Source organism: Muricoccus pecuniae (genome assembly GCF_014199205.1).
Taxonomy (GTDB): domain Bacteria; phylum Pseudomonadota; class Alphaproteobacteria; order Acetobacterales; family Acetobacteraceae; genus Roseomonas; species Roseomonas pecuniae.
Map to the genome: position 1 here is coordinate 1 of NZ_JACIJD010000039.1, position 21,832 is coordinate 21,832.

Below are 21,832 nucleotides of genomic sequence, written 5' to 3' on the forward strand. Positions count from 1 at the left end.
CGGCCGACATCAATCGGAATGGCCGGCCGACATGACGTCGGAATCAGTGGCCGACTTCGCCTCGGAACAGGCGGCCGACATCGTCGGAATCCCCAGTCTAAGCAAGCAACGCCAAGTCCCCGACCGCGCAGCTCGTGCACGAGCCACGGCGTCATCGGCCCGGTCTCGACGCCGACCTTTGCGCCCTCTCCCGCATGACCTCTCACCGTTCGCTCAATCCGCTCCGGGTCCGTGGCGCACTGCCCACGCCACAGCCGGCGCCCCGTCTCATCGACGACGCAGATCGCCGTCAGCTTCTGCGACACGTCTGAACCAACGAAATGGGCCATCGAGCAGCCTCCCCATGCGAGCCGCCGGACAACGACGCCCGGACCGCAGCATCATGGGAGCTCCACTGCCCCAGCCGCGATTACCCGATGTCCACACATGAATCAGATCGCCGCAGCGTCGGGGAAGCCCCCTCGTGAGTCAGACCCCGTGAGACTTGGTATAATTTGATTGCGAGGCCGTTCTCCTGATTACGGATTACCGACATCCCGGAAGGTACTTTTGCCCCGGACCGGTCGCCCCGACACGGGAGGGCGCCTGCGGCTGAGGCCCTCGGCCCGGAGAATGCGCCAGACGCTGTCGCGGTTCAGGTGGCGCAAGAAGTGGGTCACCACGAAGGTGAGGTCGTCGAGGGCGAAGTTGGGGGCCCGGCGCAGAGCACAGACCATGGCACGCTCCTCGTCACTGGTCTTCCAGGGCTTCAAGGCCGGGCCGAGTGGTCGAGGCAGTCCGAGGATCCTCGCTTGCACCACTTGCGGGTCGTCTCGCTGCTCACCCCAAAGCGCCGGGCCAGCACGCTAGAAGGCTCGGAGGAGCGGGCGATCTCAACCCGGACGGCGGGGGTGGTGCGGGCATTGGGATGGATCTGGAGCACCGCTCACGTTGCTCCCGGCACGACGCCGTTTAGGCGCCCGAAGCGGTACGTGTAATCTACAATCGCCAGCCCAACAGGATCCCAACAATGTTCCGCGACCAAACAGTTAGTGCAGCGGATCGTAGGGGCGCTCTACCTGAACCGGAGCCGTATGTTCATGCTTTGCGGAAGTCATGGACAAGAAACACGCGCCCGCCAATCCGAGGAGCAGGATAGTGATCAGCGTTGCCCGCATGACCTACATCACCTTACCCAGCGGCCCGCCAGCGACACGCTCATTGTGTAGACCTGCTGACCCTCCTCATCTTTCACGTTTGTGATGATGTCGCAGTGCCCCTGCTCGGGTAGGAGGCTGCTCACCAGAGCAGTCAACTGAGCCATGGCCGCGCTCTGTATCGCTGGCCTATCCGGCAGCACCAAGCCTTCCGTATCGCGCCTGAAGTCCTGCCCGTCGTAGGTGTCGAAGAAGAAACGCGGCAAGTTACACAATCCTCGCAACGCACTGCAAAGCCTTAGCCGGCAACGTCGCCAGGACGAAGACCGCTGACGGCTAGTCATCACTGACCGAACCGCCAGCAGTCCTATCCGCCCTGAGGACCAGAGCCGGGTCGCGACGGCTTTTATGCAACCTCAACGTGTAATTCCAGCAGAATTTCGCGTTCCCGGACTGCCCCATGTGTATTCCACCTACGGCAGGCAGTGATGCCCCTGAGGTGATCCGGCAAAGGCTGTCCAGTAGAAGCGTATGTTTTTCGGCAAATTTCTCCACGTTGGATGAGGAGGTTGGCCATGAGGACGAAGCGGTTCTCAGTCGAGCAGATTGTGTCGGTGCTGAAGCCGGCGGAGCTGGACCTGCCGGTGGCCGACCTGGTCCGGCAAGTCGTCATCTCCGAGCAGACATGGCGTGACTGAAGGCAGGCGCACTCCCGGGCTTGCGGCCAGAATGGGCCGCCGGTTGCCATCCGCTGCGGCACCAGTCCTAGCTAGGCGGCGAGGTCCTGTCCTCGCCGGAAGGTCTCAACCCTGCCGATCGCCACAACCAGCGCCGTCGCGTTCAGCGGCCCGATCCACCCGCACGAAGCGGCTCCGGCGACAGTTGCTACACTACGGTGGTTCCAGGCCGGGGGTCCTCAGCCTGCCTTGGCAGCTGGAAGTACCTGCGGTGACCGGATGACGGCCAGGGGCAGCTACTCGCCCGTCGCAGCGTTCATGCAAGGAATGGGCACCGCTTCTTGGTGCCGGAGGGGAAGAAGGCTGTCACATGGCTGAGAAGACCTTGCGGGACGCGTTCCACGAGACGCTGAAAGACGTCTACTACGCCGAGAAGCAGTCGGTGCGGGCGCTGAAGAAGTCCGCCAAGGCGGCGCAGGCGCCGGAGCTGAAGGAAGCCTTCCTCCAACATGCCGAGGAGAGTGCCAACCAGGTTGAGCGCCTCGTCCAGGTGTTCGAGATCCTCGGCAAGCCCGCCCGCGGCAAGACCTGCGAGGCGATGCAGGGGCTGTCGGCGGAGATGGAGGAGGACCTGGAGGACTTCGGCGGCACTGAGGCGGCGGATGACGTGCTGATCGGCTGCGCCCAGGCGATCGAGCACTATGAGATCGCTCGCTACGGCCTGCTCAAGACCTGGGCGCGCAAGCTCGGCCTCCCCGAAGCCGAGACGCTGCTGGGTGAGACTCTTGAGGAGGAGAAGCGCACCGACCTTCTTCTGACTCAGATCGCCGAAGGCTTCGACGCCCCCGAGGGCGACGAGGAGGGGGGCGAGGAGATGCCGCAGGAGGATGAGGCTGCGCCGAAGCGCGCCTCGCAGGGCAAGAAGGCGAAGGCCTGAGGTGAGCCACGCGCCGCGGGCCATGCTGGTCCCGTGGCGCGTCGTTCTCAAGCGCTCCCGGCATGGGTAATCTCTGGAGCGATCACTCGGCGAGGCGGCTATCCGCGACGACCGGAAGGCTATGCGGGACAGCACCGACAACCTCCAGGTCCAGCCCGGTATCCATCCGAGCTATAGGGCGCCGATTGTGCCCGCCGATGCCCAGGAGATCAGGCACCGTCGAGCGCCCGTCTGATCTGCTGCTCCTCAAGGTCGAGCTCCTCGCCCAGCGCCCGGTGAGCTTCGGCATCCATCGTCTCGGCCCGTTCGGCCAGCTTCTCGCGGGCCGCCGCGATGGCCACAAGTCGTAAGCGTTGTTGTGCCTCCAACTGGCCGCTCTTGGTTTCGGGGTCCTGCCCTTCAATGCTCGCCCGATCGGCGCGGACCTCGTACTCCTGCACCAGCTCGGCCGCGGCCTCGGTGTGCTCGGTAGCCTCAGAGACGTCCAGGTGCTCGCGGATGGCGCTCAGCGCTGCCGTCGTGATCTCCGCCCGGGCCTGCGCCGTTTCGGGCTCAGGGAGCGCGGCCGCTTCCTCGATGACGCCGAGCCGCCGGACCACCCAGCCCAGGGTCGTCCCTTGGATCACTAGGGTAACGAAGATGGAGCAAAAGGCCAGGAACAGGATGATGTCGCGACCCGGGAAAGGGTCAGGCAGCGCGAGTGCCGCAGCCAAGCTGACCACGCCGCGCATTCCCGTCCAGGAGACGACGGCCGCGTGGCGCCAGGGTGTCGGGTCCTGTTCCCGGAGCTCTCGCGACAGAGCGCGCGGTACCCAGGTCGAGGCGAATACCCAGACGAAGCGACCCGCAATGAGGGTGACCGACATGGCCACTGCCAGCAGGGCGATCGGCCGGAGGTCATCATCGGCCAGACGCGCGACAATGCCGCGCAGTTGCAGGCCGATGAGGATGAAGACGAGGCTGGTCAGGGTGAATTCTAGAAAATTCCAGACCGCCACCAGCTCGATCCGCGTGCGCGCGGTGAACTCGCCGTGCTGCTGTCGCCCGAGCAGGAGACCGCAGGTGACGGCCGCGAGCACACCGGAGGCGTGGATCGCCTCGGCCGCGAGATAAGCAGCAAAACCGGCAAGGATGGTGATCGTCAGGTCGAGCAACGTGTCCTCAAGATGGGTGAAGATCCACATCGCGGCCCGGCCGACGATCCAGCCCACGAGCGCTCCCCCAATTGCCACGCCGAAGAACTGCAGCGCGCCCTGTCCATAGCTGACCGTGCCGACGCCGACGGCCGCGACCGCGAACTTGTAGAGCACGAGCGACGAGGCGTCGTTGATCAGGCTCTCGCCTTCCAGCACCGTCACGATCCGCTTGGGCAGCTTGAAGCGGCTCAGGACGGACGCGGCGGCGACGGCGTCGGGCGGGGCCACGATAGCGCCGAGGGTGACTGCGGCCCACCAGGGCAGCGACGGCACGAACAGCTTGGCGGTAACGGCCACCAGCCCTGCCGTAAAGAACACCGCCCCGATTGCCAGCAGCAGGATGGGACGGAGATGGTTGCGAAAGGCGGGCCAGTCCGTGCGGTAGGCGCTGACCTGCAGGAGCGGCGGCAGGAACAGGGCCAGCACGAGCTCGGGATCGAGCACGAGCGGCGGCAGCCCCGGGACAAAAGCCAGCCCCATGCCACCAAGCACAAGGGTGACAGCGACGGGAAGGTTCAGCCGGTTCGCGAGAACCGCAAGGGCGACGCAGGCCGCGAGGAGGACGAGCAGCAGTTCAAAGACATGCATGAGAGTGACATCCGGTGAGGCGTGATGAGCCCTGGGCGCCCATTGTGGCCTGGGTCAAGACCCCGGCTGCTTCCCGCCCGAACCTCGACCGCCGCTTACATGATCAGCCGCCTGGCTGCCGTCCAAAACCAGAGCTCTCAGCCCTGCCCCGTTTTCAACTCGACCACGTTGCAATCGCGGAAGCTGGCCAGCGCGGCCTCCATCAGGTCGTCGTCCACCTCCGCCCTCACCACGATCCGGCCCTGACGCAGGCCCTCCGGTCGGTCCCCCTCAGCGGCGTGGGCAACGTCCGCGCCTGATATCACGGTGCCGGACGAGTTCTCCTCTCCCTCCGCCATGGCCTGCACGCGGTTCCGGTCGAGGTCGTGGTCCTGCACGAGGTGCTCCACGGCCATCTCCGCATCGCGGCGGGTGTCGAAGTAGCCTGTAATAATCTGCGGCATGATCTCGGGCCTCCGTTGTAGTCATGAAGCGCGGGACAGCGGCTTCGGATGCCGCACGCAGCACTGTTTGCAGGCGGTGAGCGTCCTACGGCGGTCGATGAAGGGGCCGCCAGTGTACCGCCCGCGGTTGTTGAGACACCTGAGTGGAGCCTATGCGGCGAGAGCCGCGGTTGAAAGCTGATTCTGGCGGACGGCGTCCGGCGTTCTGAAGCCGTGACGCTCGATGAGCCAGGTTGAGTTGTAGGTGCGGCGGAACTCAAGCAGCGCCTGGCGGAGCTGCTCGACAGTGTCGAAGGTCCGGACCCACAGGAGGTTCTCCTTCAGGGTACGGATGAAGCGTTCGGCGCAGCCATTCCCCTCGGGCGCCCGGACGAAGGCGGGCGAGCTCTCGATGCCGAGGAAGGTTAGCTCGCCCTGGAAGGCGTCGGACATGTACTGGCTGCCGTGGTCATGACGGAGTGCGAGGCCCGCCGCGATGCCCTTGGCGAAGCCGCCGAAGTGCTGGCGCATGCCCTGCCTGAGAGGCTCGAGGGCCTCGAAGCGGGTGCCGCGCCGAGCAGCGTGGAGGCCGACGCACCCGGCGCTGTGGTGGTCGACGGCGACGAACACCGCCGCCTGGCCCTCGCCGGTCCAGGTGGTGGTCATGTCCGTGCCCCACATCATGTCCACCGTGTCAGGGATGATGGTGCCGTCGTGGTTGCGCGGGCCTCGAGGGCTGCCGACCCGGGAAGGTGCAAGCAGGTCGTGCTCGCGCATCAGCCGCAGCACCCGGCGCCGGGAAGTTCGGACGCCCTGCATGCGCAGCCTCGCCCAAACCTTCCGGTGCCCCTCGCCATGGAAGGGGGAGGCCACAAGGACAGCCCGGATCGCCTCGACCAACTCGGGATCCGGCATGGACCCGACCGGGCCACGTCGCCTGGGCGGCTCCGTCCGGGGCGGCAAGCGATGGCGATAGACAGTGGCCCGGGCTGCGCGCCAGACCCGGCATACCCGGGCCAGGCCATAGGGCCTGCCGCTGCTGGGCGAGGCGGTCAGGCTCATGGCCGTGACCTCCGCCGGGCCAAAGGGCGGCCACCCTCAAGGGCCGCGACCTTGGCCTCCAGCAGCTCGCGCTCGAGCAGCATCTCGCCCAGCTTGGCCTTGAGCCGCTCGCTCTCCAGCGCCTCGCCATCAGCCGGTCGCGTGGCCAGGCTCGCCTCACCGCCCGCCAGGAAGGCATCGCGCCAGCCGCTCAGGGTCGCCGCGGTCACACCCAGCGCCCGCGAGACTGTCTCCAGGTCCTCGCCCCGGAGCAGCCGCAGCACCGCATCCCGCTTGCGCTGCCGTGACATCCGGCCACCCCGCCCAGGAGCGGCCGCGTCCATCCTCTCTGTCGTCATCATGCACCCCATCTGCGGATACCGTCCGCTTGCGGAGTGTCTCGATCAACCGTGGAGCGGAGGAGCACTGGTTGGGTGTCACGAGCCGACCTCAGTTCGCTGGGTCATCGCGATCCGGTTGACGATCTTGCTGCTTGCTCGCCGCCTCGGCCGCTGCAGCCTTCTGCTCCTGCTTCTTTTGTTCCTTGGCCTGGGCCTTCGCGGCTTTGTCCCTCTCGCGCTGTGCACGATCCTGGCTGTAATTCGGCTTCCGCATTTCACTCTCCGGCCTGTTTCTCTGGGATCAGGCGCGTGGCAGCTTCCCCTCAGCCTACGAGCGCCCAAACTAGCACCACCCCGAGGCTGGAGAAGGCACCTAGGACGAACCCTGCAGGCGTGCCCAGAGAAGGTCGGCGCGATCCGATCCACCCGCCAATGAGGCTGAGGACGAGTACCAACCCTATGTTACCCAGCGTGGAGCTTGAGGTTGCCCAGTCGGCCGGCACACGCCCGAACCTTCCGATGTTTGACACCCTCTAGTCCTCTCCCATGTTTCTTGGCCGCACCACCGCCCCACCCCCGTTCTCCGCGAGAGCTAATCTGGATCAACGCTCCATGGAGTTCGCGGTGCTTGGTGGACTGCTTCGCCCAGGTCGAGCCAAGCATCGAGCACGGCCATGGCCTCTGCCAGACAGCCCACTCGGCGCCAGTGGCCGTCCTCGCAGCCCGGAAGGCCGGGCAGGAAGAGCTTGTGCACCGTGCTGCCGGCGTTCGCGTAAATGGCGGCGCCTCGGTACTCGTAACAGGGGCCGCCCTCCGGCCCGTCCTCAGCCAGGACGACCACCTCGCCTGGAACCGAAGGGGGATGGCCAGGGCGAGGTCGCACGGGGAAACCTCGGCACTCATTCGGCGGACGCTCTCCTAGCTGGCCTGACCCTCGCCGTTCTCGGCGCTGATCCCTACCCTGTACGCGAGCGGTCCAGATCCCAAGCTCGGTCGATCAATCCCGCGACGACACGGGCCTTCATCTCGACCTCTAGCTGAAGGTCAAGCCAGTGTCTCTGCAAGTCGGTATTGTGCGCCCGAGCAGCTGCGTCTGCGAACTGTCCACACAGAAGCACTCTCTCGTTCAGGGTTCGGAGTGCGAAGGTCAGTGCATGGTCCACAGCAGCCATCTGTCGGACGTCCATGTCGGCGGCGGAGAACTCGTGGCCTATGTGGCAGAGGAACCAGGGCCCTAGCTGGTTCTCCCCTTGCCGCATAACCCCACCGCAGGTCGGGCAAGTATGGCCGAAAGGCTGCGGCAGCGGTGCTTGGTCCGGCACATGACGTCTCCCGCGATCCGACGATCGCGATTCCTACCCTGGGCCACTCAAGATCAGGTGACTATCCCTCGCGTGATTGTCGGAGCGAGGCTGCACTGAGTAGTTGTTGTCGTGCTCATGCCCCAGGTGAGTCCAGATGGTCGACAAGCCTAATGCACGCCACTCCTCTCGTTGGTACTCGTGGCGGGGTCGCTTCGAAGAAGCGGCGAAGTCGTCCGGTCGTGTGAGTGGCATCCCATGCAGCCGAGAGGACGAGGAAGGCCTTGCCCATACTGCGGAACGTTTCGGGGAGCAGAACGGCGCGACGGCGACTGTGGAGCGCCTCGCGAACTGGCCAGGCTATGTGCAGGTGGTCTTCGCGAGCAGCGCAACACCCTCTGCGAGCGAACACAGACCTGAGGCATTCTGAGCCACACGCCCCGATCCTCGGCGCTGAACTCGACGCCCACCGGCCGGTCGCAGCAACTGCTGTTCCACTGCTGTCCCGTGAGGCAGGACGTTCGCCTTGATGGTGATGCGAGGCGGCCCCGAGATGTATGTCCGCTAGGGGTCCAGGCCGTGTAAAAAGGCCTTGCTCTGCTACGCTGATGTCCTGCGGTTCGGGAGGCTGGGATGAAGCGTTTCGTCGAGGGTGCTGATCGACGCCAGGTGACGCTGCTGCCGCCCTGCCTCGACGACTACGTGACGGAGGACAATCCAGTACGCGTCGTCGAGGTGTTCATTGACGAACTGGACCTGGGCGTTCTGGGCTTCGAGGGCGTGGTGCCCGAAGTCACAGGTCGACCCGCCTACCACCCTTCGACCATGCTGAAGCTCACCCTCTACGGCTACCTGAATCGGGTGCAGTCGAGCCGGCGACTGGAGCGCGAGGCGGGGCGCAACATCGAGGTGATGTGGCTGACCGGCCGGCTCGTGCCGGACTTCAAGACCATCGCTAACTTCCGCCGCGACAACGGTCCGGCCATCCAGGCGGTGTGCCGCCAGTTCGTCTTACTGTGCCGCAAGTTGAACCTTTTCACCGACGCCGTGGTCGCCATCGACGGGAGCAAGTTCAAGGCGGTGAACAACCGCGACAAGAACTACACGCCCTACAAGCTGCAGCGCCGGATCGAGCAGGTCGAGGAAAACATCGCCCGCTACATGGCCGCCATGGATGCGGCCGACCGGCAGGAGGACGAGGTCGCCCAGGCGAAGTCGGTGCGGCTCAAGGACAAAATCGCCGCCCTGCGCGAGCAGGCCCGGCAGTTTCGCGCGATGGAGCAGACCATCGAGGAGGCGCCCGACCGGCAGGTGTCGCTGACCGATCCAGACGCGCGCTCGATGGCCACCAGCGGCAAGGGCACCGGCGTCGTTGGCTACAACGTGCAGGTCGCCGTCGACACCCGGCACCACCTGATCGTGGCGCACGAGGTCACCAACAAGGGCCATGACCGTGGCCAGCTCTCCGGCATGGCCCGGCACGCACGCGAGGCGATGGGTCGTGAGGCCATCACCGTCATCGCCGACCGCGGCTACTACAAGGGCGAGGATATCGTGCTGTGCGAGCAGGGCGGCGCGACGCCACTGGTGCCCAGGACTCTAACCTCGGGCGCCAAGGCCGACGGGCGGTTCGGCAAGCAGGACTTCGTCTACCTGCCGGAGCAGGACGCCTACCGGTGTCCCGCAGGCCAAGCCATGAAGTGGAGCTTCAACCGCGTCGACGACCACGGCATGACGCTGCGCTACTACGCGATGCCACGGTGTTCGGACTGCCCGATCAAGGCCCAGTGTACGCCCGCCAAGATGCGCCGTGTCTGGCGCTGGGAGCACGAGGGCATGCTGGACGCCATGCAGCGCCGGCTCGACCAGGCGCCGGACAGCATGCGCATTCGTCGGCAAACCGTGGAGCACCCGTTCGGCACGCTGAAAGCCTGGATGGGCTCCACCCACTTCCTGACCAGGACGCTCAAGCGGGTCAGCACCGAGATGAGCCTGCATGTGCTGGCCTACAACATGAAGCGGGTGATCGCGGTCCTGGGCGCCGGGCCGCTGATGCAGGCTATACAGGCCTGATCACCCGAGCCTTCTCGGCAGACTACCCCGCCGCAACAGCTACAAGCCGACGCAATCAACCCGTCAGCCTGTTTTGCCACGGCCTCGGTGGAAACCGGCGGTAGAGGTCGTGCCTACATCTCGCTGCAGGTTAAGCCGCGCAGACGCTGTCAAGCCGTCCGGGCATGCGCCCGGTTACCCAAAACACTGGGCGTCCTGACCCTACCCAACCGCTTCCCAGAATACGTCGCTCGCGAACGTGAGCATGACGACGATGGCCACGAGGAATACCAGCGCCAGGGCGGCTAGTACCCTCATGTCGAAGCGTTGTTCCCGGCTCCACTTACTCATTCGCGAGCCTTTTCGGGAGGCTCGGAGGAGGACACCCAACTCCGGATGGTGTCAGCCACCTTGTGGACGGTATCGGACCACCGCGCTGGCTCCTGTTCCTCGTGGCGAGTGCCCTGCGGGTGGTGCTTGCCGTCCGCCGCGATCGGGCGCGCGAAATAACCTGCCTTCGACATAGGGACTCCCCGCGGTGGTTTTCGCCGTAACGCTGACCGGAGAGGAGGGGTTGAATCCGAGGCGCCGGGAGATCACCAGCGGAATACGACCGCAGGGCGGCCAGTCAGTCTCCGGCTCACCCAGCCGCAAACCACCTTTGGTGCAGGAGAGGGGCTACAGCGGGCGTGGTCGTGAGGGAGCGACCCCATGGGGGACCAGGTTGCCGGATCCGCCTCCGGATCCACCCGCAGCTAGCCCGCGCGCGACGAGGGTCGAAGTCCGCGGCGAGGGAGCGCCGAAGAGTTCCAGCCCCCGCCCACTCGCGAGGAACACAAGGACCGATGGCGAGCGGCAGGACGTCTCCTCGTCTGCCATCAGTCCTAACCAGCCCAGTGAAAGGCTGGGTCGCGTCGGGGTGTACGGGGTGCCATCCAGAGGCGCCACGCCAGAACTGTGAGTTTTCGTGACGTGCCGCCCGCTGCCGAGCCTAATCGAACATAGGAACGTGTTCCCGAATCGTTCCCGCTCGGTCTAGCCTCGTTCGATCATGGCCCTCACTATCCTCCCCACCCCTCCTCGCCCTGTCACCCGGGATGCCGGCCGCTCTGAGCTGGTGCAGATCTGGGACGGCCTGGACGCGGACGGGCGGCGAATGCTGCTGGCCCAGGCCCGCGCGGTAGCCGAGGTCACGGGGCGGCACGGGAAGGTCGAAACAGCAGAGTGACCCCTCCCCTCACCCCCGCCGACCCGGCCGATCTGGAGGAGGCAGTGCACTACGCCCTCCGCTTCGGGCTGACAGGCAAGCCGCATGGGAAGCGGATCCGAGAGGATGGGCGGGCCTTGGCCGCTGTGGTGGTTGTGCACTTGGCGCAAGCGAACTACCGCGTCTTCCGTGGGCCGCCACTGCGAGACCACACGGCCGGCGGGGACCGGCCGGGGCGGGTCGATGGGCGTGGGCCCTGACCCGATCCCCCCTCCGCGAGGGGGCGGCGGTTTGCTCGACACGGTTGCCCCGCCTAAACCCTCGGGCCGCCTGTCGGGGCTGTGGTGGCCAGGAGGGAGCGATGGAGCAGCCGGAGCAGCTCGCCACCAGCAAGATCCAGAGCATGATCGAGGGCTTCTACTGGGTCCTCCCGAACGTCGGTATCGGCCTGGTCGTGCTGATCGGCTTCTGGCTCGGGGGCTGGGCTGCTGGCCGGGCCGTGACCTTTGGCTTTAGCCGCCGCCAACGTGGCGATCTCGGGATGCTGCTGGGCAGCTTCTTGCGCTGGGGATCGATCCTGGTGGGAGCGCTAATCTTCGCCACTATCGTCTTCCCCTCCATCAAGCCATCGGACCTGCTGTCGGTGCTAGGGGTGGGATCGGTAGCGGTTGGGCTCGCCTTCCGCGACATTCTGCAGAACTGGCTCTCCGGCCTGCTCATCCTCTACGGCCAGCCCTTCCGCGTTGGCGACCAGATCGTCTCCGGCCAGTGGGAGGGCACGGTGGAGCGGGTTGAGGCGCGCGCCACCCTACTCAAGACCTATGACGGCCAGCGCGTGCTGGTGCCCAACAGCAATCTCTACACGCGCGGCATGACCGTGCGGACGCACTTCCCCGTCCGCCGCTCGGAGCTCGACATCGGTATCGGTCACAGCGACGACGTGGAGCACGCGGTCTCTGTCCTGCTCGCGGCTGCACGTGCCGCGGAGGGCGTGAAGGCCGAGCCCGCACCCGACTGCATGCCCTGGACCTTCGGCGACAGCACCGTCGTCATCCGACTACGCTGGTGGACGGACTCCCGCCGCAGCGCGGTGGTGTCGGCACAGGGCAAGGTGATGGGAGCGGTGCGCGCCGCGATGCGCGAGGCCGGCATCGACCTGACTTTCCCGACGCGCACCCTGCTGCTGCACGACCAGACCGAGCAGGCCGACGAGGCGCGCGAGAGCCAACGCGAGGGGTGGCCACCCCGCGACACCCGTCCGCGTTCGGGCGCGGCGCCCTAGAGGGTGGAGCGCACCGGCGCCTTCGCCCAAAGCGCCCGGTACGCGGGTCTATGCCGGGCGGGTGGCCGTGAACGCGCGCATGGTCGAGCTCGGGGCGGCCTAGGTTTACCGGCATACAGCCGGAATCCGGCGCTGCTGGTGCTGGAGGACGAGGCGCGAGCTGTGGGCGCTGCCCGAAGCGCAAAGGGTGCCGCCCTGGGATGTCCGTCGTCGAATGCTTTGGGACAATGAGGGATCTGGTTTAGCGGGGGCTCTGGCCCATCTGGTGGCTGACGTTAGGCGGCTTGGCAGTGGTGGAGCAAGCGCCGCTGCTGGATGGTGTGGCGCTTGATGCGTTCGCGTTCGAGCAGAATGGTTTGTCCTCGGCCGAGATAGACATCGGCCGGGGTAAGGTTCTTCAGGCTCTCATGGTAGCGCTGGTGGTTGTAGTGCCCGACGAAGGCCTCGATCTGCGCGTCGAGATGGCCGGGCAAGCAGTAGTGTTCGAGCAGGATCCTGTTTTTGAGCGTCTGGTGCCAGCGCTCGATCTTGCCCTGGGTCTGGGGATGGCAGGGCGCTCCACGGACGTGCTCGATGCGCTCCTCGTCGAGCCATTTGGCGAGGTCGGCAGCGACGTAGCAGGGGCCGTTGTCGGAGAGCAGCCGTGGCCGGTGCAGGACACGCGCCTGGTCGCAGCCTGAGGCGGCGAGTGCCAGCTCCAGCGTCTCGGTGACGTCGCTCGCCGCCATGGTGGCGCAGAGCTTCCAGGCGATGATGTATCGGGAGAAGTCATCGAGCACGGTGGAGAGATAGAACCAGCCCCAGCCGGTGACCTTGGGGTAGGTGAAGTCTGTCTGCCAGAGCTGGTTCGGCGCCGTGGTCTTGGTGTGGAACCCGTCGGCCGCCTTGACCACGATGAAGGCCGGGCTGGTGATCAGGTCCTGTGCCTTGAGCAGACGGTAGACGGACGCCTCCGAGACGAAATAGCCCTGAGTATCAGTGAAGCGCACCGCAAGCTCGCGCGGGGACAGCTCCGGTGCCTCCAGCGCCAGGTGGACAATCCGGGACCGCACCTGGTCGGGGATGCGGTTCCAGACCCGGTCGGGCCGGCAGGGCTTGTCCTCGAGCGCCTCTGGCCCGCCGTTCTGGTACAGGTCATACTAGCGGTAGAAGGTCGCGCGCGGGATGCCGAGCCGCGCCAGGATGCGGCGGACCGGCAGGTGGGTCCCCTCGACCAGCCGGATGACCTCGAGTTTCTCGGCGGCCGGATACCTCATTCGCGGTCGCCCCCATCCGCGATCTTACTTTTTTTGAGTAGCCGCAGCTCAAGCGCCTGCTCCGCCACAACCTCCTTGAGGCTGCGGGCCTCCTGGCGCAGATCCTTGACCTCGTCGGTCGTGGCCGCCCGGGCCGTGTCCCCGGCCAGGCGGCGCTTGCCAGCCTCGAGGAACTCCTTAAACCACGTGTAGTAAAGGCTCTCGGCAATGCTCTCCCGTCGGCACAGGGCTGCGATACTCTCCTCCCCGCGCAGTCCTCCAGCACAATGCGGATCTTGTCCTCGGCCGAGTAGTGCTCGCGGGTCGCTCGGCGAAGGTCGCGCACCACCCGCTCAGCGGGCGTCTTTGGGGCGGCGGATTTATGGCTCATGGCTTGTTCCCTGCTGGTTACGATGAGCCAGAAATCCTCCCCTCCTCAACCACCCCTGCCTGTCTCATGAGCCCTGACGGCGTACAGGCACGTGGGCGCTTCGTTCAGATCGCCGAGCGTGCTGTGCGCTTCTACGTGCCCGCTGTGCACGCAGTAGCGGCCGCGACCTTCCTCGGCTGGTGGCTACTGGCGGGAGTAGGCTGGCAGGCCGCGCTGGTTCCCGCGGTCGCGACGCTCATCGTCACATGTCCCTGCGGTTTCGCTCTCGCCGTACCGATGGTGCAATCTGTCGCCGTGGGTGCGCTGTTCCGTCGTGGCATTCTCGTGGCCAGCGGGACGGCGCTCGAACGCCTCGCCTCCGCTGATTATGCCGTGCTCGATAAGACCGGCACCCTGACCCTTGGCAGGCCGTCACTCCTTCCGGGCGTGTGGACGGCGGCGCAGCTGCATGCGGCAGCCAGCCTCGCGCGCGCCAGCCGCCATCCACTTGCCCAGGCCCTTATCGTTGCCTGCCCAGACGCGCCCTTGCGGGAGGAGGTGCGGGAGGTGCCTGGCCAGGGCCTTTCAGCGAAAGACGCGTGGCTGGGCAACGCATCTTTCGTTGGCGCTCCCGAGTTGGGCGACGGCCCCACACTCTGGTTCCGCGAGGGTGAAAGCGCGCCCGTTGCCTTCCGATTCGCCGATGCGCTACGCCCTAATGCCAAGGAGGCCCTACAACGGCTAGGCGCACTGGGGCTGCGGGTCGAGCTACTCTCAGGTGACGTCGCCCCTGCTGTTGCTGCAGCAGCCCGGGAGGTTGGCATCGCGGTATGGACCGCCCAGGCAGGCCCTGAAGGGAAAGCAGCCCGGGTAGGAGAGTTGCGAAAAGCTGGTGCTCGCCCGCTGATGGTCGGTGATGGTATCAATGATGCTGCAGCATTGGCGGTCGCGCATGTCTCGATCTGCGTTGGAGAGGGAGCGGACCTTGCAAAAGAAGCAGCGGACCTCGTTTTGTGCCGTCAGGAGCTTGGCTCTCTCACTTCGGCGATCGTAACGGCGCGTCGCGCCCAACGCTTGATGCGGCAGAATATCGCGTTTTAGCTCACTTGCAATGCCGTAGCAGTGCCGCTCGCGATGGCTGGCATAGCCACACCATTCATCGCTGCGGTCATTATGGCCTCGTCCTCCTTGGTTGTTACAGTCAACTCGCTCCGAGCCCGGGATCCGGCCGGGGATGCATTGTATCTGCGGGAGGTATAATTCTACGATTCAGTATTTGCTGAGGGCGCATATCGTTAGGCGGGCGAACCGGGCCCGATCGATCACTCCGCAGGGGGCGTTTTATCTCGGCGAGCAGCCTCCGTCCGCAGCTTGCGCGCACGGATGTCTGTGACCCTCATTGGGTTCTCCTGACCGTACCGCTGCGTCAGCGTCTCCCGCCATTTGGTTCGTCGCCGCGTGCGTTCGATTCCGTCTATCGCGGCCATATGGGCGCCCATCATCCGAGAATGCTCCTCACGACGGCACTCGCACGCTGGCGCACAGAAGCGATAACCCTTGTTTAGGGCGTTGAAGGTCTTGCGCTTGCCACGTTTGCAAACAGCCTCCTCGATCCCGTGCAATGCTACGTATACGCGTTCGGAAAGCTTTGCTTCCGGTGGCAGAGCGGAGCTCTGGGCAACCACCCACTCCAGGAGTTCGGCGTTTTTCTTGAGGTCGCGAATGTAGCGATGCAGGCTGGATCTCTCGATGAGACTAACGAGCTGCTCGCGCATTGTGGTGTCTTTCGATGCCCCATCCCAAGTCCGCAGGGTCGGCGGGTTTCTGTCCCGCGATGCCGGGCCGCTATCTGGCTCTCCGGGCCCAAAAGGTCCTTGATCTGGATCAAAGATGAGGTGGTTTTCGCTCCCTCAGGGCGGCGAGGCTGCAGAAGCAGCCGTTAAGCAGCTGACGAAATCAGTGTTGCAACGTATGCGACTGGTGATGACCGCCTTGTGAGGTGGCGGAGAGGTGTGGACTTCTGTGGGAGTTATGCCGGCCAGTTGGTGAGCGACTGGTCGTGCGACGATGGCAGGACCTATCGCAGCGGGACGTCGGTTGAGGTGATGCTGGCGCGGGAGCCGCGTTGTCGGTGGAGCGAGGCGGCCGAGGCACGGATCCTGGAGGAGGCCTTGGCGCCTGGGGCGGTGGTGGCTGAGGTGGCGCGCCGGTACCAGGTTGCGTCGAGCCTCATCCTCACCTGGCGGAGCCGGATGACGAAACGGTGCTCGGAGGCTGTAGCGCCCTCCTTCGTGCCAGTAATTGTCGAGGAGGCTGAGTCAGGCCCTCCGACCGCGGCGGCGCCACGGCCTGGCCGCGCGGTCGCCGGGATGATGGAGGTAGTCCTGCGTAAAGGCCGGGTGCTGCGGATGTCGGCCACGACGGAACCGGCGCGGCTGGTGGCGTTCGTGGCGGCACTGGAGGCGTGATCGCCTTTCCTTCCAGCGTGCGGGTCCGGCTAGCAGCCGGCGTGACGGACATGCGCAAGGGCTTTGATGGCCTGGCGGGATTGGTGCAGCAGCGGCTGGGGACCAGATGCGCTCACTCTTTTGTCATTTTAGTTATTACTAACCCCTAAGCGAGCTTCCGCTGGAGAGTGTGTTGCACGCGCTACCGCAACCTTTGGTGGGTGGTCTGTAGCACTCTGCAGATTGTACCTGGGGACGCCATGCCGTGAACTCGCCTCCGGACGCACAGGCAAGGTCTGCGGCCTCCAACCTGCCCATCGGCTCCCGAGGCCGCTTGGAAGCTGTCGCCTTCGCAATCCTCGCGGTTCTGATCTGGCCCATCATCGCGGTCGGGGTGGTTGCCGGCTGGGGCTTCCTGGTCTGGATGTACTACCTGTTCACCGGCCCGCCTGGCCCTGTTTAGGGAGGCCGCCATGTCCGACCAACCTCACCGCCTTCTGGGCCGCCGGGTTTTCCTCTTCCGCTCTCAGGATACAACCGCCCCCGCGTGCGCGCCGCTAGCGCAGATCGCGCCTTCCTGCCTCGCCTTCCGGGGCACGGCCTGCATGACCTGCCGCGATGCCTGCGAGCCCGGTGCCATTCGGTTCTCCCTCGCGATCGGCGGCGCCCGCCCGCGAGTGGAGGCTGGCATCTGCACGGGCTGCGGCGAGTGTGTGCCCGGCTGCCCGGCCTCGGCCATCTCCATCGTGCCCCGCCCCATGGAGGAGACCGCCGATGCCTGAGGAATTCCATATCTCGAGCCTCGTCGTGCACTGCCGGCGCGAGCTGGCCCCCTCAATCGCCGGCCGCATCGGTGAGATGCCTGGAATGGAGGTTCACGGTGGCGTCGAGGAGGGCAAGCTCATCGTCACCCTCGAGACCGTCACTGAGAGCGAGATCGTCGAGCGGCTCAACGTCGTCCAGCTCATAAACGGGGTCCTCGCGGCCACCCTCGTCTTTCACCAGTTCGACAAGCCTGCCCAGCCAAACCTCACCGCAGGGAACGCCTGACCATGGATCTGTCCCGCCGCGACGTCATGAAGGCCCAGGCCGCCGCCGCAGCTGCGGCCGCCGCGAATGTCGCGCTGCCCGCCCAGGCCCAGAACATCAACGTTGGCGACGAGCTGCGCCTGAAGTGGGACAAGGCACCCTGCCGCTTCTGCGGTACCGGCTGCGGCGTGATGGTCGGCGTCAAGGATGGCCGTGTCGTGGCAACCCACGGCGACATGCGCGCCGAGGTGAATCGTGGCCTGAACTGCGTAAAGGGCTACTTCCTTTCCAAGATCATGTACGGGGCCGACCGCCTCACGCGCCCGCTCATGCGCATGCGGAACGGGCGCTTCGACAAGGAGGGCGAACTCCAGCCCGTCTCCTGGGATGCCGCCTTCGACACGATGGCCGCCCACTGGAAGAAGATCCTCCGCGAGAAGGGCCCGGAGGCGATTGGGATGTTCGGCTCCGGCCAGTGGACGATGTTCGAGGGCTACGCGGCGAGTAAGCTGATGCGCGCCGGCTTTCGCTCCAACAACCTCGATCCCAACGCCCGCCATTGCATGGCCTCGGCTGCCGTCACCTTCATCCGGACCTTCGGCTCCGATGAGCCGATGGGCTGCTACGACGATTTCGAGAACGCCGATGCTTTCGTGCTCTGGGGCTCGAACATGGCGGAGATGCATCCGATCCTCTGGACGCGCATCACCGACCGCCGCCTCAGCCGCGAGCATGTCCGCATCCACACGCTCTCGACTTACGAGCACCGAACCACGGACCTCTCCGATGCCGGGCTGATCTTCAAGCCGGGCTCGGACCTCGCCATCCTGAACTACATCGCGAACCACATCATCCGCACGGGCGCAGTGAACCGTGAGTTCGTCGAGAAGCACGTCAACTTCCGCCTGGCGAACACCGACATCGGCTACGGCCTCCGCCCGGACCACACTCTTGAGCTTCGGGCCCAGCACGCGAACGATGCGGCCGTGTCGCACGCTTCCGACTTCGATGCCTATGCCCGGCTGATGAGCGAGTACACGCTGGACCGCGCCCACGAACTTTCCGGGGTGCCCAAGTCGCAGCTGGAGGCACTCGCGCGCCTCTACGCCGACCCCAAGACCAAGGTGATGTCCCTCTGGACCATGGGGTTCAACCAGCACGTCCGCGGCGTCTGGGCGAACCACATGATCTACAACATCCACCTGCTGACCGGGAAAATCTCCGAGCCGGGGAATGGCCCGTTCTCCCTCACCGGCCAGCCCTCGGCCTGCGGCACGGCGCGCGAGGTTGGCTGCTTTGCCCACCGCTTGCCGGCCGACATGCAGGTCGCCAATCCTGACCACCGCAAGCTGGTCGAGGAGATCTGGAAGCTGCCTTCCGGGCTCCTGCCGGCCAAGGTCGGCTACCACGCCGTCCAGCAGGACCGCATGCTCAAGGACGGCAAGCTCAACGCCTATTGGATCATGTGCAACAACAACCTCCAGACGGCGCCCAACACCAACAACGAGACCTATCCCGGCTACCGCAATCCCGCGAACCTCATCGTTTGTTCGGATCCCTATCCGACGGTCACGGCCATGGCGGCCGACATCGTCCTGCCCACGGCCATGTGGGTGGAAAAGGAGGGCGCCTACGGGAATGCGGAGCGCCGGACTCAGTTCTGGCGACAGCTCGTCGACGCGCCGGGCGAGGCCCGGTCCGACCTCTGGCAGCTGATGGAATTCTCCAAGCGCTTCACGACCGACGAGGTCTGGCCCGCCGAGATCCTCGCCGCCTCCCCCGAGTACCGGGGCAAGACGCTCTTCGACGTCATCTTCCGAAACGGTCAGGTCGACAGCTTCCCGCTGTCGGAACTCAGCCCAGCCCACAACAACCAGGAGGCCAAGCACTTCGGCTTCTATGTCCAGAAGGGTATCTGGGAGGAGTACATCCGCTGCGGCGCCGGCCACGGGCACGACTACGCACCCTTCGACACCTACCATGAGGCTCGCGGGCTTCGTTGGCCCTTCGTGGACGGCAAGGAGACGCGCTGGCGCTACCGGGAGGGCCACGACCCCTACGTTGAGAAGGGCTCCGGAATCCAGTTCTATGGCAACCCGGACAAGCGGGCGAACCTGATCGGAGCCCCTTACGAGCCGCCGGCCGAGACCCCGGACGCCGACTACGACATGTGGTTGGTGACCGGGCGCGTGCTCGAGCATTGGCACTCCGGCTCCATGACGCTCCGGGTGCCCGAACTCTACAAGGCCTTCCCGGGCGCCGTTCTCTTCATGCACCCCGAGGACGCCCAGAGGCGCGGGCTGCACCGCGGCCAGGAGGTTCGGATCGTCTCGCGCCGCGGCGAAATCCGGAGCCGGGTCGAGATCCGCGGCCGCAACCGGATGCCGCGCGGGGTCGTCTTCGTACCCTTCTTCGACGCCAGCCAGCTGATCAACAAGGTGACCCTGGACGCGACCGACCCGATCTCCAAGCAGACGGACTACAAGAAGTGCGCGGTCAAGATCGTTGCTCTCACGACTCCGGCGAGCGCTCCCCGGCCCACGGCGCCTGACGTCAGAGGAGCCCCCCGCTGATGCGCCCGCGCCTTCTCATTACCGTAATGGTCGCAGCCTGCCTCGGCGCCGGGGCCCTCCTCGCCCAGGATGCCCCGCGGCTGCGCGGGCCCGAGCCCTTCACCCAGGAGCAGGCCGCGCCGCCGATGCAGCGCGCTGTCACCAACGATGTCCGGGTCCGCCGCAATTACCCCGACCAGCCACCGCTCATCCCCCACGCGGTCGAGGGCTACGCGCTGGACCTCAACGCCAACAAGTGCATGTCGTGCCACGCCCGGCGCTTCACCGAGCAGAGCCAGGCCCCGATGATCTCGGTGACGCACTATCAGGACCGCGAGGGCAACACCCTGGGCGGCCTCGCCCCCCGTCGCTACGCCTGCATGGCCTGCCATGTCCCGCAGACCGAGGCGCGGCCCCTGGTCGAGAACCGTTTCATCGACATGGACGTCCTCACGGAGCCTGAGCGCCACCCCGGCGGCCGGAGCAACCGCTGATGTCGGGCGCTGAAACGACCCCGAACCTGACCGGAGGTCCCGACGCCGGAACCCCCCGGAAGCCGAACTTCATCGTGCGCCTGTGGCGCTGGTTCATGGGGATCCCCCTCGTCCGGGTAGCGCTCTCCCCCACCACGACCTTCAGCCTAGCTTTCCTCACCCTCGGAGGCTTTGTCTCCGGCGTGATCTTCTGGGGCGGCTTCAACACCGTCCTTGAAGCCACCAACCGCACCGAGTTTTGCGTAGGCTGCCACGAGATGAAGAACAATGTGTTTGAGGAACTCCAGGGCACCATCCACTTTGCCAACCGCTCGGGTGTCCGCGCCGGCTGCCCTGACTGCCACGTTCCGCACAACTGGACCGACAAGATCGCCCGTAAAATGCAGGCCTCCAAGGAGGTCTGGGGGCACATCTTCGGCTCGATCGCCACGCGCGAGGACTTCCTCGGGCTGCGCCGGCACATGGCCGAGCGGGAGTGGGCGCGCATGTCGGCCAACAACAGTCTCGAATGCCGCAACTGCCACACCACCGAGGCGATGGACCTGACGAAGCAGAACCCGCGGGCAGCGGCCGCCCATGAGCGCTTCCTCTTCACCGGCGACCGGACTTGCATCGACTGCCACAAGGGCATCGCTCACCGTCTGCCGGACATGACCGGCGTGCCGGGGTGGCACTGATATGAAACGGGTCGCGCGCCGGCGTGCTGTCATGACCGGCTTCCTGCCGGCGCTGCTCCTCGGGCGCCTCGCTGCTGCCCAGGACAGAGGGCCAGAGCCCTTCGACCCGGCCCGCTTCCTGGGCTTTGCGGCGAGCTCTGCCGAGTTCCAGCGGCGCGCGGCAACCCTGGCCGCCGAGCGGGATACCAGGCCTGAGGTAAAGGCCTTCGCCGCGGAGATGATGAGGTACCGGGAGGGTCAGCTGAAACGGCTGGAGACTCTCCGTGGAGCGGTCGCACCCGCCCTACAGGCAGAACACCAGGTCGTCTTCGAAAACCTGGAGCCGCTGGACTATTTGGCCCTCAGCCGTCGCTACATGGAGGTTCAGATGCAAGCCCTCGAGCAGGAAGAGCGCGGCTATGAGGCGGCCACTCGGTTAGCGCCGCCGGAACTCCGCTCGGCCGCGGCAGCCATGCTGCCCGAGATCTTGCGACTGCAGCAGGACGCCCAGCGTGCCCTTGAGGCTGTCCGGCCCTAATGCGCCGGACAGCCTCACCGTCCAGCACTGGCCGATGGTGTTGAAAAAGTCGGTTGAGGCAGCCGCCTAAGGCTGATTCAGTTCCCCGGAGGGCGGAGAGCACGGCGATGATGGGCGAGCGGCCGATCCGGCGGGAGGCTCTGTTCTACGACTTCAGCCTGGAGGAGCACGTGCCCGCCGATCACCTGCTGCGCAGCATCGACCGCTTCGTCGAGCTGAGCAGCATCCGCCAGCAGCTCGAGCCTTTTTACAGCGCCATCGGGCGACCCTCGATCGACCCCGAACTGACGATCCGCATGCTGCTGGTGGGCTACTGCTGCGGCATCCGCTC

General features: G+C 65.9%; 20 protein-coding genes and 4 pseudogenes. 16 read left to right on the forward strand and 8 right to left on the reverse strand.

Annotation, left to right across the window (positions count from 1 at the left end):
* Positions 1–533 precede the first annotated feature (533 nt).
* Positions 534–922 (reverse strand): annotated as a pseudogene (locus tag FHS87_RS24710) (IS481 family transposase); the annotation flags it as partial.
* A 243-nt stretch (positions 923–1,165) separates the two neighbouring features.
* Positions 1,166–1,402 carry a DUF6894 family protein gene (locus FHS87_RS21820; protein WP_184521584.1) on the reverse strand — a complete coding sequence of 79 codons (237 nt, stop codon included), beginning with the start codon at positions 1,400–1,402 and terminating at the stop codon, positions 1,166–1,168.
* A 309-nt stretch (positions 1,403–1,711) separates the two neighbouring features.
* Here FHS87_RS21820 and FHS87_RS24365 point away from each other — a divergent pair.
* Together FHS87_RS24365 and FHS87_RS21825 are read left to right on the forward strand one after the other, a co-directional pair.
* Positions 1,712–1,825 (forward strand): annotated as a pseudogene (locus FHS87_RS24365) (IS3-like element ISBcen22 family transposase); the annotation flags it as partial.
* Positions 1,826–2,183: 358 nt separating this feature from the next.
* Complete coding sequence (locus FHS87_RS21825; protein WP_184521586.1) at positions 2,184–2,750, forward strand: YciE/YciF ferroxidase family protein; 567 nt, start codon at positions 2,184–2,186, stop codon at positions 2,748–2,750.
* Between the two features lie 209 nt (positions 2,751–2,959).
* Here the strand turns inward: FHS87_RS21825 and FHS87_RS21830 are convergent, their stop codons facing one another.
* From FHS87_RS21830 to FHS87_RS21845, 4 genes and pseudogenes are all read right to left on the reverse strand, one after another.
* Positions 2,960–4,534 carry a Na+/H+ antiporter gene (locus FHS87_RS21830; protein WP_184521588.1) on the reverse strand — a complete coding sequence of 525 codons (1,575 nt, stop codon included), beginning with the start codon at positions 4,532–4,534 and terminating at the stop codon, positions 2,960–2,962.
* 137 nt (positions 4,535–4,671) lie between these two features.
* Complete coding sequence (locus tag FHS87_RS21835) at positions 4,672–4,977, reverse strand: hypothetical protein (protein ID WP_184521590.1); 306 nt, start codon at positions 4,975–4,977, stop codon at positions 4,672–4,674.
* 150 nt (positions 4,978–5,127) lie between these two features.
* A pseudogene (locus tag FHS87_RS21840) lies at positions 5,128–6,359 on the reverse strand (IS3 family transposase).
* An 88-nt stretch (positions 6,360–6,447) separates the two neighbouring features.
* Positions 6,448–6,612 carry a hypothetical protein gene (locus tag FHS87_RS21845; protein WP_184521592.1) on the reverse strand — a complete coding sequence of 55 codons (165 nt, stop codon included), beginning with the start codon at positions 6,610–6,612 and terminating at the stop codon, positions 6,448–6,450.
* A 1,660-nt stretch (positions 6,613–8,272) separates the two neighbouring features.
* Between FHS87_RS21845 and FHS87_RS21850 the strand changes: the two genes are divergently transcribed.
* The 3 genes from FHS87_RS21850 (at position 8,273) to FHS87_RS21860 (ending at position 12,180) form a co-directional block, all read left to right on the forward strand.
* Entirely contained in the window at positions 8,273–9,712 is a 1,440-nt protein-coding gene (locus tag FHS87_RS21850) for an IS1182 family transposase (protein ID WP_184521594.1), read from the forward strand.
* Positions 9,713–10,742: 1,030 nt separating this feature from the next.
* Positions 10,743–10,919: a hypothetical protein gene (locus tag FHS87_RS21855; protein WP_184521597.1), complete on the forward strand. Its 177-nt coding sequence runs from the start codon at positions 10,743–10,745 to the stop codon at positions 10,917–10,919.
* 340 nt (positions 10,920–11,259) lie between these two features.
* Complete coding sequence (locus FHS87_RS21860) at positions 11,260–12,180, forward strand: mechanosensitive ion channel family protein (protein ID WP_184521599.1); 921 nt, start codon at positions 11,260–11,262, stop codon at positions 12,178–12,180.
* A gap of 275 nt (positions 12,181–12,455) precedes the next feature.
* On the opposite strand, the pseudogene FHS87_RS21865 reads toward FHS87_RS21860, so the two are convergent.
* Positions 12,456–13,806: pseudogene (locus FHS87_RS21865) on the reverse strand (IS3 family transposase).
* Between FHS87_RS21865 and FHS87_RS21870 the strand changes: the two are divergent.
* Positions 13,798–14,886, forward strand: a complete 1,089-nt coding sequence (locus FHS87_RS21870) for an HAD-IC family P-type ATPase (protein WP_184521601.1) — start codon at positions 13,798–13,800, stop codon at positions 14,884–14,886. The pseudogene FHS87_RS21865 and the gene FHS87_RS21870 sit on opposite strands and share 9 nt — an antisense overlap.
* A gap of 221 nt (positions 14,887–15,107) precedes the next feature.
* On the opposite strand, the gene FHS87_RS21875 is transcribed toward FHS87_RS21870, so the two are convergent.
* Positions 15,108–15,560: a hypothetical protein gene (locus FHS87_RS21875; RefSeq protein ID WP_184521603.1), complete on the reverse strand. Its 453-nt coding sequence runs from the start codon at positions 15,558–15,560 to the stop codon at positions 15,108–15,110.
* A gap of 330 nt (positions 15,561–15,890) precedes the next feature.
* On the opposite strand from FHS87_RS21875, the gene tnpA reads away from it, so the two are divergent.
* The 10 genes from tnpA to FHS87_RS21925 form a co-directional block, all read left to right on the forward strand.
* Entirely contained in the window at positions 15,891–16,253 is a 363-nt protein-coding gene (tnpA, locus tag FHS87_RS24760) for an IS66-like element accessory protein TnpA (protein WP_408906379.1), read from the forward strand.
* A gap of 17 nt (positions 16,254–16,270) precedes the next feature.
* On the forward strand, positions 16,271–16,402 hold the full coding sequence (gene tnpB, locus FHS87_RS24780) for an IS66 family insertion sequence element accessory protein TnpB (protein ID WP_312862071.1): 132 nt from the start codon (positions 16,271–16,273) through the stop codon (positions 16,400–16,402).
* Positions 16,403–16,497: 95 nt separating this feature from the next.
* Complete coding sequence (locus FHS87_RS21890; RefSeq protein ID WP_312862070.1) at positions 16,498–16,695, forward strand: periplasmic nitrate reductase, NapE protein; 198 nt, start codon at positions 16,498–16,500, stop codon at positions 16,693–16,695.
* A gap of 142 nt (positions 16,696–16,837) precedes the next feature.
* A complete protein-coding gene (locus FHS87_RS21895) occupies positions 16,838–17,014 on the forward strand; it encodes a 4Fe-4S dicluster domain-containing protein (protein WP_184521607.1) in 177 nt (58 codons plus the stop codon).
* Complete coding sequence (locus FHS87_RS21900) at positions 17,007–17,282, forward strand: chaperone NapD (protein ID WP_184521609.1); 276 nt, start codon at positions 17,007–17,009, stop codon at positions 17,280–17,282. The genes FHS87_RS21895 and FHS87_RS21900 overlap by 8 nt, the downstream gene beginning before the upstream one ends.
* 2 nt (positions 17,283–17,284) lie before the next feature.
* On the forward strand, positions 17,285–19,834 hold the full coding sequence (gene napA, locus FHS87_RS21905; RefSeq protein WP_184521611.1) for a periplasmic nitrate reductase subunit alpha: 2,550 nt from the start codon (positions 17,285–17,287) through the stop codon (positions 19,832–19,834).
* Positions 19,834–20,307, forward strand: a complete 474-nt coding sequence (locus FHS87_RS21910; protein ID WP_184521614.1) for a nitrate reductase cytochrome c-type subunit — start codon at positions 19,834–19,836, stop codon at positions 20,305–20,307. The genes napA and FHS87_RS21910 overlap by 1 nt, the downstream gene beginning before the upstream one ends.
* Positions 20,307–20,984 carry a NapC/NirT family cytochrome c gene (locus FHS87_RS21915; RefSeq protein ID WP_456306629.1) on the forward strand — a complete coding sequence of 226 codons (678 nt, stop codon included), beginning with the start codon at positions 20,307–20,309 and terminating at the stop codon, positions 20,982–20,984. The genes FHS87_RS21910 and FHS87_RS21915 overlap by 1 nt, the downstream gene beginning before the upstream one ends.
* A gap of 31 nt (positions 20,985–21,015) precedes the next feature.
* Entirely contained in the window at positions 21,016–21,501 is a 486-nt protein-coding gene (locus FHS87_RS21920) for a DUF4142 domain-containing protein (protein ID WP_184521616.1), read from the forward strand.
* Between the two features lie 107 nt (positions 21,502–21,608).
* The coding region (locus FHS87_RS21925; RefSeq protein WP_376766452.1) for a transposase at positions 21,609–21,832 on the forward strand (224 nt) is incomplete at its 3' end.

Coding starts and splice junctions, on each gene's coding strand:
- FHS87_RS21825 (WP_184521586.1), top strand. CDS start 2,184: ATGGCTGAGAAGACCTTGCGGGACGCGTTCCACGAGACGCTGAAAGAC.
- FHS87_RS21830 (WP_184521588.1), bottom strand. CDS start 4,534: ATGCATGTCTTTGAACTGCTGCTCGTCCTCCTCGCGGCCTGCGTCGCC.
- FHS87_RS21835 (WP_184521590.1), bottom strand. CDS start 4,977: ATGCCGCAGATTATTACAGGCTACTTCGACACCCGCCGCGATGCGGAG.
- FHS87_RS21845 (WP_184521592.1), bottom strand. CDS start 6,612: ATGCGGAAGCCGAATTACAGCCAGGATCGTGCACAGCGCGAGAGGGAC.
- FHS87_RS21850 (WP_184521594.1), top strand. CDS start 8,273: ATGAAGCGTTTCGTCGAGGGTGCTGATCGACGCCAGGTGACGCTGCTG.
- FHS87_RS21855 (WP_184521597.1), top strand. CDS start 10,743: ATGGCCCTCACTATCCTCCCCACCCCTCCTCGCCCTGTCACCCGGGAT.
- FHS87_RS21860 (WP_184521599.1), top strand. CDS start 11,260: ATGGAGCAGCCGGAGCAGCTCGCCACCAGCAAGATCCAGAGCATGATC.
- FHS87_RS21870 (WP_184521601.1), top strand. CDS start 13,798: ATGGCTCATGGCTTGTTCCCTGCTGGTTACGATGAGCCAGAAATCCTC.
- FHS87_RS21875 (WP_184521603.1), bottom strand. CDS start 15,560: ATGCGCGAGCAGCTCGTTAGTCTCATCGAGAGATCCAGCCTGCATCGC.
- tnpA (WP_408906379.1), top strand. CDS start 15,891: ATGCTGGCGCGGGAGCCGCGTTGTCGGTGGAGCGAGGCGGCCGAGGCA.
- FHS87_RS21895 (WP_184521607.1), top strand. CDS start 16,838: ATGACCTGCCGCGATGCCTGCGAGCCCGGTGCCATTCGGTTCTCCCTC.
- FHS87_RS21900 (WP_184521609.1), top strand. CDS start 17,007: ATGCCTGAGGAATTCCATATCTCGAGCCTCGTCGTGCACTGCCGGCGC.
- napA (WP_184521611.1), top strand. CDS start 17,285: ATGGATCTGTCCCGCCGCGACGTCATGAAGGCCCAGGCCGCCGCCGCA.
- FHS87_RS21910 (WP_184521614.1), top strand. CDS start 19,834: ATGCGCCCGCGCCTTCTCATTACCGTAATGGTCGCAGCCTGCCTCGGC.
- FHS87_RS21915 (WP_456306629.1), top strand. CDS start 20,307: ATGTCGGGCGCTGAAACGACCCCGAACCTGACCGGAGGTCCCGACGCC.
- FHS87_RS21920 (WP_184521616.1), top strand. CDS start 21,016: ATGACCGGCTTCCTGCCGGCGCTGCTCCTCGGGCGCCTCGCTGCTGCC.